The following is a 257-nucleotide window of genomic DNA, read 5'->3' as shown; positions in this document are numbered from 1 at the left end:
CTTAGCAATATCCGTAGTCAAAACTGCATCTAATAAAGTTTCAGCATCTTTTGTAACTTTTTCTTTGACTGATTCTTCTTTCTTATCAGTTTGTTCGGTTTTGTCAGAATTCGACCCTGACTGACTCGGAACTGAAGAACAAGCACCTAAGACAACTGCTGAGAGCGCTAAAATACCAAGCAACTTAACTTTTTTCATAATACACCTCTTTATAAAATTTACTCTTGGAAAAAGTCCCTAAGAGTGTTTCTTTAGAA

At 35.0% G+C, this 257-nt stretch carries 1 protein-coding gene; it reads right to left on the bottom strand.

The features are described 5' to 3' along the window. Positions 1-198: hypothetical protein (locus ACFX59_RS18305; protein WP_387434493.1), on the bottom strand; the 198-nt coding region annotated here is incomplete at its 3' end. Between the last annotated feature and the right edge of the window lie 59 nt (positions 199-257).

The sequence above is a fragment of the Sphingomonas sp. NCPPB 2930 genome, from assembly GCF_042867205.1.
Lineage (GTDB): Bacteria > Pseudomonadota > Alphaproteobacteria > Sphingomonadales > Sphingomonadaceae > Sphingomonas.
The sequence above is the reverse complement of the archived record's forward strand: the minus strand, read 5'-3'. Positions and strand labels throughout refer to the sequence as shown.